This window comes from Salinivibrio sp. MA427 (assembly GCF_001996115.1).
GTDB classification, from domain to species: domain Bacteria; phylum Pseudomonadota; class Gammaproteobacteria; order Enterobacterales; family Vibrionaceae; genus Salinivibrio; species Salinivibrio costicola.
Genome location: NZ_MUFH01000076.1, coordinates 1 through 9,825, shown reverse-complemented (window position 1 = coordinate 9,825; position 9,825 = coordinate 1). Strand labels below are relative to the sequence as shown.

Sequence of the window (9,825 nt, the reverse complement as noted above, 5' to 3'; positions counted from 1 at the left end):
AGCCGTCGCCGATCGTATGGTAACAAGGAGCAGGAGAGCAATAAGCCTACATGGACGTCGACTTATCCCATCACGCTGCGGTGAGTATTCGCGCAGCGCAGCGTCAAGAAGCGCGCTATTTTTGGCATAATATCTACCATTCCCGTGCGTGGAAGCAATACGACGCGCCTTACAGTCCTATTGAGCCGGTATCCTATTGGTCGTTTCGGTTTGGCCTTTTCCGGCGTTTTCTCGCAGGAGATACCGCTCAAGTTATCTGCGTTGATAACAAGCCCGTCGGTTACGTCACTTATTATTGGGAAGACAAGCGCACGCGATGGCTTGAAGTGGGGATCACCATCTTTGATCCCGCATGTTGGGGAAAAGGAACAGGGCGGCAAGCGCTGACACTATGGATAGACCAACTGTTTGCCCGCCACGCGGTGAATCGCATAGGCTTAACGACTTGGTCCGGGAATATTGGCATGATGCGGTGCGCCAGAGCGTTAGGCATGCGCGAAGAAGGGCGTTTACGTGCTGTCCGCTACTATCAAGGTGAATATTACGATTCACTGCGCTATGGCGTCTTACGTGAAGAATGGCTGCAAAGCCAGGTCCCCGTCGCGCAACAAAAAACGGCAGCCCAAACAGCTTCTCTCCAATCGGCCGCATCAGTTGCGTACCAGCCGAATACATGAATTAAGATTGGGCGAAATCCAAGTTTCAATTGCCTGGCGTTCAATAGGGCGGGATAACACATAGCCTTGGAGGTAGTCGCATTGATGCTCGCGTAGCCAACCGAGTTGCTGTTTGGTTTCTACTCCTTCTGCGACAACAGTCAGTCCCACCGCGTGCGCCATCGCAATCATTCCTCGACATAAAGGCGCCGCTTTTCCATGGGGTTGGTCAATACCTATAATAAAACTGCGATCCATTTTGATGACATTAAACGGATATTGTCTTAGCAAAGAAAGTGACGAATAGCCGGTGCCGAAGTCATCGAGATATAACGAAATCCCAAGTGCATGAATACGTTTCAAATTACGCTGCACGTTGTCAGAATGTTCAAGCAATGCAGTCTCGGTCATCTCGAGCCCAAGGCAATGTGGATCAAAGCGATGGGCGGCAATTAACGCGGCAATATCGTCTGCAAAAGTCGGAGATTGACACTGTTTGGCCGAGACATTCACAGTAATCGATGGGCTTTGCCCGGGGGATAAGCGCAAGTGCCAATTCTCTAACACCTCAGCGACTTGCTCCAATACCCATTGACCTAATTCATTGATATAACCCGTTTCTTCGGCTATTGGAATAAACTCCGCCGGTGATATTGTGCCCAGCGTGGGATGCTCCCATCGCAGTAGTGCTTCTGCATGACTCAATTGTTCGCTATGGCTATCAAAAATGGGTTGATATACAAGATGAAATTGATGATGTTCGAGCCCTTTCTTTAAGTCTTGCTCCAAAATAAAGCGTTGTTGGACCTTTGCGAGCATCGCCGGTTGAAAAATAGCCACGCGTTCACGGGTTTGTTTTGCGTGATACATGGCAATATCGGCTTGTTGGATAATATCAGTCACCGATTTATTTGATTGGCCCACTGAAGCAATACCGATACTGGCAGATATATTTATCACATGATTTTCGATGTAATAGGGTGTACTTAGCGTTTGAACCAGTTGCTTAGCTTTGGTTTGCGCCAAGGCCAAGGAGCTATCAGCGTGGAGCAGTATAACAAACTCATCACCACCAAACCGATAAACACGATCGTCTGTTACTGCTTTCTGAAGCCGTTTACCCAACTTTTTGAGTAAGGTGTCGCCAGTTACATGACCGAGTGAGTCGTTGACGACTTTAAAATTGTCCAGATCAATAAATAATAATGTGATGCTATCTGAAGGTTCCGCACTGATTGGATGTACGGCTCTCTTTAGTGCTTTATCCAGTGCAGTGCGATTAGCAAGTCCAGTCAAGCTATCATGATGGGCTTGATGGGTTAACTGTTGCGTTTGTTGACTCACTATCTGTTTTGCCAGTAAAAGGCGATTGGCATAGGACCAAAAACTAGCAAGAATCGATAGCCCGAGAGATAAAACAAGTACACCAACCACACCGGCATAAATCAGATCCGTGTGTAACTCCCTAATATCGGTAAAGGTGACGAGTAATCCCTCCTCACTACCGGCAATAGGAATCGATATTGCCGACGAATGGCTGTTGTACCATTGATTGAGCGTGCTTGATGAATGCGTACTAAAGACAGATTGATGACCAAATGCCTCCTGAGCGACCATTCCGACACTAGGCCCAGGCGTCTTGCTTTGCCACAACGCGGGTAAAAATCTATCAAAATATAGGGTGGTAGAAAGAAAACCGAGTAGCTTTCCATCCCGTTCAGTAATTGGTGCAAACCACCGTATGCCGTGGCCTTGCTCGTCATGAAAAAGCCGCGCCTCAGGGTGACGATTAAAATATGCCCGCTCCATGGTTTGGGTATTGTCACACTGAGAATCTGCTCGCCAGCCTAAATAGCCCTCCTCAGCGGCTTGTGGTGACACATACAAAGCGGGAAACGTATCGCTACGCATGACCCACCGACAGACCTGCTCGTTTAAAGGAGGGAAGGGATGATACTGATCTTGTTGGGCCGCAAATTGTGCTAACTCAGCGCGATTAACTCGAGGGAGCCACATGACGCTGTTGAGTCCAGATTGCTTTTGGGTGTGATTATCGATGAAAGCGTGGAATTTTTCGCGTGTTGGCCCATTTTCTTGCTGCAAATACAATTGTGCTGACAACTGAAGTTCATAGAGCTGTGAAAAAGATTGACCTAATGAATAACGGTATTTTTCAACCTCGGCTGAGAAACGACTCTGCTGGCGTTGATTTTCTAGTGTGTAAACTGACCAGCTAGCGACGCTTGCCACGGCTAACACAAGGAGATAGCGCCACAAAGGCTGCTTAGGCAGATATCGCATAAAAATACATCGACTGTCACTACTGAGTGCCACACGATACGGCGCGATTATGACAATCGCGACGCAAACGTATGTCACTTTTGTGAAAGTCATTAGGTAATAATACACCACATCCTTAAATAAAAAGTCAAAAATATGACGGTTTTTTATACAGGTTTAACGTCGGTATCATCGCCAATCAAGATCTAAAAGTGTGACTTTGGTCACTATGATGTTAGTGGCTTGATTCAACACTGAAGTTTGTACTTTACCGGTCATTTATCCATTTTCTTTTCCATGATCCCAAATATTATCCGTCGTATTTTGATAGGACGACGCTAGCTTCTCTGCTAACGTTGAAACGTCGTTGGATTCGATTTCTGATCCAGTTCTATCTTTTTTGAATTTATTAAGATTATGAATAAAAAGGGGTTTTTATGGTTAAGTTAGAGAGCGTCTCTGCGGTATGCTTTGACTTAGACGGCACACTCGCAGACCCTTTTGACGATCTGTATGAGGCGGTCAGCGGTATGTTACGTGGCTTAAGCTTGCCTGATGAAGATCCTCATGCAATAAAAGATTGGATTGGTGATGGGGCGGATTTATTGATCCACCGCGTGTTAACTCGACACATCGACGGGCGCGTATCGACCCGCGTGTTAAACCAAGCGCGCGCACTCTTTTTGTCCTCATACCTAGGCAGTAAACCGCCAAAAACTCGACTGTACCCGGGCGTGCTTGCGTGCCTTGAAACCTTATCGCAGCGTCACATCCCGATGGTGTGCACCACAGATATGCAAACGGCGCATGCTAACAGCTTACTGCGAGCACTTGGCGTTGGGCATTTTTTCACTCGGATATTGGGTGCCGATGCAATGTCTGTTGGCAAGCCGGATCCGGACGGTATTTACGAAGCGGCCGCCATACTTGGCGTTTCACCCCTGGAACTGCTGGTGGTGGGGGATTCGGTCAGCGATGTGCATGCGGCTCGCGCCGCTGGCTCGCCAGTAATTTGTGTTAACTATGGCTATAATTACGGTACAGGGATCCAAAAGGCCTGTCCGGACACTACCCTTGATACATTGGCCAGTTTGCCCAATATCATTGCAAGGCCCAATCGTTTGGGTGTTCCGGGACAGGGTGTCACCGCCCCACCGGTATTAGCGGGCTCACTGCGTGGTCGTGCGATGCGACCTAAAGGGGGCGCACAATTTCGATAATATAGCCAGGAGGGAAGCGTGAAAAACGAACTCGATCCGACCCATCTGCTTCGCGCGTTTGAGATAGTCACGGAGTTTGGTGAGAAAATAGAAGATGGACACCGCTTGGATGGCATTGACGCTTTCTCAGATTATGACGGCTATACCATTTATTTAGCAGGAAATGGAGTACAGTTACGTGTGGGGTTTCACAATACGTATCATCTCGACTACGAGCATGAGAACCTTAAAGAGCAGTTCCTGAAAAAGGTTGATGCGTTAGTCAAAAACTATAAAAGATAGCGACGGATAGGCAATGCATGCCGGACCGTCACACGCCCCACAATGGGGCGTTTTTTATAGGTCAAAGGCAGGGAGCATGGACAGCGAACCGATCACCACAAACCGAACACGCGGGACCCAAGCCCATTATCAAGCGTTAGTCGACAGCGCGGCAGCCGCGATCTTGGTGATTGATGAACGCGGCATTATTTTAGATGCGAACCCGTTCACCCACCGATTATTGGGTTATCACCCGCAACAGCTAATCGGAWAGAATGTTGATTGTTTAATGCCGCCGGAGCACCAAGGGAAGCATGACCATTATTTACGGCAATATATAACAACAGGCCAGGCAAACATTATCGGTACCGGCCGGCGGGTTGAGGCACGGCATCAAGCGGGGCATGTGGTACCCATTCATCTGGCGGTCAGTGAAGTGTGGGTTGAAGACCGGCGAGAGTTTATTGGCATTATGTCTGATATGCGCGCGCTGACTCAGGCTCAGACGCGTATTAAACACGAACGCAATCAACTCAAAACCATTATTAATGCGATCGCCAATCCTGTTTTTGTCCGAGAGCTGGGCGGACAATATTCGCTTGCAAATTACGCCTGCCTACAAGCATTAAATGTCGAGCATGTTGAACAGCTTGCTGAGGCAATTCATGGTGCCTTGCCTGAGGGAATGCGCGAAACCCTCAATGCGCTTGATCACCAACTGACGCTCGATGGTGAACCCGTTCATGTAGATGTGACATTAAGAGATGGTCGGACTTTTAAGCTCGCTAAAACGCTTATTCGCCACGTAGAGGGAGAGCCTTACGCCATCGTGACTGTTGGGTATGATGCCACACCATTGCTGCAAGCGAAGCACGAGGCAGAACGCGCCAATCAAGCCAAAAGTGATTTTCTCTCTGCCATGAGTCATGAGCTGCGCACGCCTTTAAACAGTGTGCTCGGTTATGCGCAACTACTACAACGATCCTCTTCTCCTCGCTTGACGGAGACGCAACGGCAATATGTCGATCAAATTCACCAAAGTGGTCGCCACTTACTCACCTTAATTAATGATGTGCTGGATCTTGCCAAACTTGAGGCAGGAAAAACGGTGGTCAATGTCACCTGGTATCCGGTTCGCGCCCTTGTCAGTGATGCCGTTCGAACACTACTCCCGCTCGCACAGCAACAGCACGTTGAGTTAGATGAGTGCCTACCCGCGGATCTGAGTGGCGACCTATATGTGGATCCAACCCGTTTCAAACAAGTGTTGATCAATTTACTCAGCAACGCGATTAAATATAACCATCCTCAGGGGCGAGTATGGGTTGAAGCCAGTCAACCATCGTCAACCTTGACGATCTCTGTATCAGATACCGGGATCGGTATTGCTGAAAATCGGTTAAACCATCTTTTTGAGCCTTTTAACCGCTTGGCCGCCGAACAATCACAGATTGAAGGGGCAGGTGTGGGGTTAGCGGTGAGCCATCAATTGGTTGTGCAAATGCAAGGCGAGATGTCAGTAAAAAGCCAGCCAGGCAAGGGCAGTTGTTTTGCAGTAACGTTCCCTTACCGAGCGTCGACGCGACCTGACGATCAAGGTTGTACGTGTCTCCGCGTGAGCCAGCCGCATCGCGTGCTCTATATTGATAATAACAGTGCCCGCCAGCGCCTGATGACCGATTGCTTTGAAGATTGGCCAATGTTGACACTCTATCATGCGCATGGGCTGTCACTGGCTGAGGCTGTTGCGCTCGCGTCTCCGCCATCGTTAGTCATTATGGCGGCTGATAGCGTTGCGGCAACGTCCGAACAAATACAAGCACTATTTGGCGACAAACCACTCATTGTTCTGACTGACAACCCATGCGACGAACCGCATAACAAACCGACATTACGACGTTTATCGCTGCCGCTCTCGTCAGCGGACTTGGCTGAGGCCATACAATTATTATTAGAGGAGAGGCTATGACAAAGGATCCGTCACAAGCACATATATTGATCATTGATGATCGACCGGAAAACATTCACTTACTGTCTACCATGCTCAAGCAAGCCGGTTATCAACAGCTGAACGGACTCACCGATCCTCGCCTTGTTACCGATGCTCTCTCCCCCGTTCCCGACCTGATTTTACTCGATATGCGGATGCCGCAGCGCTCTGGCTTACTGGTGCTGGATGATCTTAATGACGCTTTAGATGAGCATTGCCCGCCCGTGATGGTACTCACCGCAGATAATGACCTGAATTTGCGTAACCAAGCGTTATGCCGTGGCGCGATTGATTACATCAGCAAACCCTTTGATCACGATGAGGTGTCTTTACGCGCGCTTTCTTTGACCCATCCGTTAACCGGGCTACCAAATCGTCGCGCATTATTAGATGCCGCTGAGCGCCAGCTGAGCAAAGGGCCGGTGACTGTGATGATGATTGCCTTAGATGGCATGGAAGCGGTGACCAAACACCAAGGTCATTTAATGACAGAGGCACTATACAAACAAGTGGCTAATCTGCTAGCCAATAGTACAGTGGCGCGCCCACATCGCATTGGCGTTTGGGATAGCACACGACTGGTGATGCTGATTGAAGAACACGATAACCATGCCGTAGAAAAAGCCGCGCGCATCAATCGGTTGATCAGCGGACATCACACGCTCGATGGGCGTTTAATGTTTTTACGTTGCCACATTGGTATCAGCCGCACGGAGCTTGAGACACAAGATGTGGCGCAACTGTTTCGTCAAGCCATTTTAGCGATTCCGACGGATGACCAACTTATCGGCGAATATCAGCCTGAGCTTGACAGCCAAGCTCAGCGCGCGCATTTGATTCGCACCGAATTAGGGCCAGCACTGCAAAGCGGACAATTATCACTGGTGTATCAACCCAAATGGCGATTAGACGGCGGTTTGATGATAGGCGCGGAAGCGCTGTTGCGTTGGCAGCATCCGACCCTTGGGGCCATCAGTCCGGCGGAATTTATCCCCATCGCCGAACGCAGCGCAGACATGATCCAACTGGGCGACCACGTACTGGTGATGGCCTTAGCCGCGGTTGAATGTTGGCGAAAAAATAAACTGATYAACGATAGCTTTCACCTGTCAGTCAATGTTTCTGCCCAGCAGTTTCGCCCCGGCTTTGCTGACAGCGTCTTAGCTCGGTGCCAGGCAGTTGATGTCCCTTTGCATCTGATTCAATTAGAGGTGACAGAATCAGCACTGATCCAGCACATGTCGGTGGCACTGAAAGAGCTACAACAATTGCGAGATGCAGGCATGCATATCGCCCTCGATGACTTTGGCACCGGCTACAGCTCGCTCAGTTACCTTAAACAGTTACCGGTCGATTGGGTCAAACTTGATCGCAGCTTTATCCAAGACTTGGCTACCAACGCCAGTGATAAGCACTTGGTGGGTAGCGTGATTGATTTGGCCCATGGCTTTGGTCATGGTGTGGTCGCCGAGGGTGTTGAAAAAGAGGACCAGCAGTATGTGCTACAAACCATTGGCTGCGACCAAGTGCAGGGCTTTTTATACGCACGGCCGCTAATCCAAGAAGGATTTGAACAACTGCTTAAAACCGCCAATCAAGGCAACGCGACGATCAATAGCAATGCGACGATCAATAGCAATGCAACCAGCAATAATAATGAGATGGCCTAAACGCGCAATTAGCGCCATCATACTTGCGCTTTATCACTAAGGTTTATATTCTGACCGTGTTAGTCGGGGAGCAAGCAATTGCTGAGACTGCGAAAGCAGGACCCGTAGAACCTGATCCAGTTAGCACTGGCGGAGGGAACTGACGTGCTCAGCACACAAGGTCGCGCCATCGTGCGTGGTTTTGTCTCCTTCCGCCCCTCATGATTAAGGGGCCAATATGAACCAATCACCACCTGTTATTCTCACCATCGCCGGCTCAGACAGCGGTGGGGGAGCTGGTATTCAAGCCGATATTAAAGCGATTTCAGCCACGGGCGGCTATGCCTGCTCGGCGATCACCGCCTTAACTGCACAAAATACCTGTGGCGTTGAGGCCGTCTCGCCGGTCGACCCAGCGTTTGTTCGCGCGCAACTGAATGCTGTGTTATACGACATGCCGGTACGTGCCGTGAAAATCGGCATGCTCGCCAACCAAGCGATTATTCGCGAAGTAGCCGCTGTGCTCGCGCGTTCCCCGCACTTACCAGTCGTGCTCGATCCGGTCATGATCGCCACCAGCGGCGATCCGTTATTAGATGATGACGCCATGGATGCACTGATCAATACATTGATCCCGCGCGCGACCATTTTAACCCCCAACTTGCCAGAGGCCGCGCGTTTAACCGGGTGTCCTGTTCCGACAACCACCGAAGAGATGTACGCCTTAGTGCCGGCACTGCGCAAGCTCGGATGTCCGTATGTGATGCTAAAAGGTGGGCACTTGCATCATGCGCCAGAGAGTCTGGATGTGTGGATTAGCCGAGATACGTGTCAAACCCTGAGTGCGCGCCGCATTGAAACGCCTAACACCCATGGCACAGGCTGTTCACTGTCGGCGGCGATTGCCTCGTTTTATGCGCAGGGACTGACACCCATTGACGCCGGGCGAGCGGCTAAGCGTTATCTCACTGACGCCTTAGCGCATAGCCAACAGTTAATCGTTGGAAGAGGGGCAGGGCCGGTACATCATTTTTTCGCCTACCCCGCTGATGAAAGTGTTTATTTATCCAAGCATGCGTTGGTTGAATCGCACGCTCTCGTTAAATAATGCACTTTGATTAGATAGCGTGCTTACGCGGCGGACCAATGTGGCAAGCGCTGGGCGGCGATATAAAAAAGACGGTCGCCCGGCAATACTTTTGTCCCCACTGGCGGGTTCAAAACAATACCTTGGCCTTGGTCGATCCCAATTAAGGTGGCGTCATATTCTTGCTTGAGCTGACCAAAGAGATCGCCGGTATCGATTTCTGTTGCGTTACTCGGATAACGGGCACAGTATTGCGTCATCCCTTGTGACGTGCTCAAAAGCTCATGATGCAACTGACTTGAACCGGGATCCACCGCCGCTTTTGCTAGCATTTCGACCGACACCGACGGCACACATTCCGCATGCGGGTAGTGCTGTTTGAGGATTTGGCTTATCGCATCATCTTGAAAATACGCCAATAAATGCGCTGACGGATTTTTATGTGCGCAGAACAGAGCCGCTGACAAAGTAATATCATCTTCTGGGTTATCAATAATAATACTCGAGGCATGCTCGACCTTGGCGCGGGCAATGCCTTCAGCATCGGTAAAACTTGCCACGCGCACAAATTCCACTTCACCAGGCAGTGGGTTTTCGATTTCTGCGCGCGCACAAAGCACAATCGGGCGCTCACCGTGCACTCCGCTTTGCAATAAACGAATAAGCTGTATCGTACGTTGTC

The 9,825-nt window shown here is 49.8% G+C and carries 7 protein-coding genes, 1 pseudogene and 1 riboswitch; of the genes and pseudogenes, 6 read left to right on the top strand and 2 right to left on the bottom strand.

Annotated features, from left to right (window positions below):
- The first annotated feature begins 50 nt into the window (after positions 1 to 50).
- Entirely contained in the window at positions 51 to 677 is a 627-nt protein-coding gene (locus BZG79_RS07245; protein WP_077669811.1) for a GNAT family protein, read from the top strand.
- Here BZG79_RS07245 and BZG79_RS07240 read toward each other — a convergent pair.
- On the bottom strand, positions 651 to 2,957 hold the full coding sequence (locus BZG79_RS07240) for an EAL domain-containing protein (RefSeq protein WP_199877600.1): 2,307 nt from the start codon (positions 2,955 to 2,957) through the stop codon (positions 651 to 653). The two genes, BZG79_RS07245 and BZG79_RS07240, sit on opposite strands and share 27 nt — an antisense overlap.
- Positions 2,958 to 3,373: 416 nt before the next feature.
- On the opposite strand from BZG79_RS07240, the gene BZG79_RS07235 reads away from it, so the two are divergent.
- The 5 genes from BZG79_RS07235 (at position 3,374) to thiD (ending at position 9,164) form a co-directional block, all read left to right on the top strand.
- Positions 3,374 to 4,156, top strand: coding sequence for an HAD-IA family hydrolase (locus BZG79_RS07235; RefSeq protein ID WP_077460824.1), 783 nt, complete (start codon positions 3,374 to 3,376; stop codon positions 4,154 to 4,156).
- An 18-nt stretch (positions 4,157 to 4,174) separates the two neighbouring features.
- On the top strand, positions 4,175 to 4,438 hold the full coding sequence (locus tag BZG79_RS07230) for a DUF3081 domain-containing protein (RefSeq protein WP_025674936.1): 264 nt from the start codon (positions 4,175 to 4,177) through the stop codon (positions 4,436 to 4,438).
- Between the two features lie 76 nt (positions 4,439 to 4,514).
- Positions 4,515 to 6,386: an ATP-binding protein gene (locus BZG79_RS07225; RefSeq protein WP_199877595.1), complete on the top strand. Its 1,872-nt coding sequence runs from the start codon at positions 4,515 to 4,517 to the stop codon at positions 6,384 to 6,386.
- Positions 6,383 to 8,077, top strand: coding sequence for an EAL domain-containing protein (locus tag BZG79_RS07220; RefSeq protein WP_077774067.1), 1,695 nt, complete (start codon positions 6,383 to 6,385; stop codon positions 8,075 to 8,077). Before BZG79_RS07225 ends, BZG79_RS07220 begins: the two co-directional genes overlap by 4 nt.
- 54 nt (positions 8,078 to 8,131) lie before the next feature.
- Positions 8,132 to 8,232, top strand: a riboswitch (TPP riboswitch).
- Between the two features lie 62 nt (positions 8,233 to 8,294).
- Complete coding sequence (thiD, locus tag BZG79_RS07215; RefSeq protein ID WP_077660584.1) at positions 8,295 to 9,164, top strand: bifunctional hydroxymethylpyrimidine kinase/phosphomethylpyrimidine kinase; 870 nt, start codon at positions 8,295 to 8,297, stop codon at positions 9,162 to 9,164.
- Between the two features lie 23 nt (positions 9,165 to 9,187).
- On the opposite strand, the pseudogene BZG79_RS07210 reads toward thiD, so the two are convergent.
- Positions 9,188 to 9,825: pseudogene (locus BZG79_RS07210) on the bottom strand (two pore domain potassium channel family protein); the annotation flags it as partial.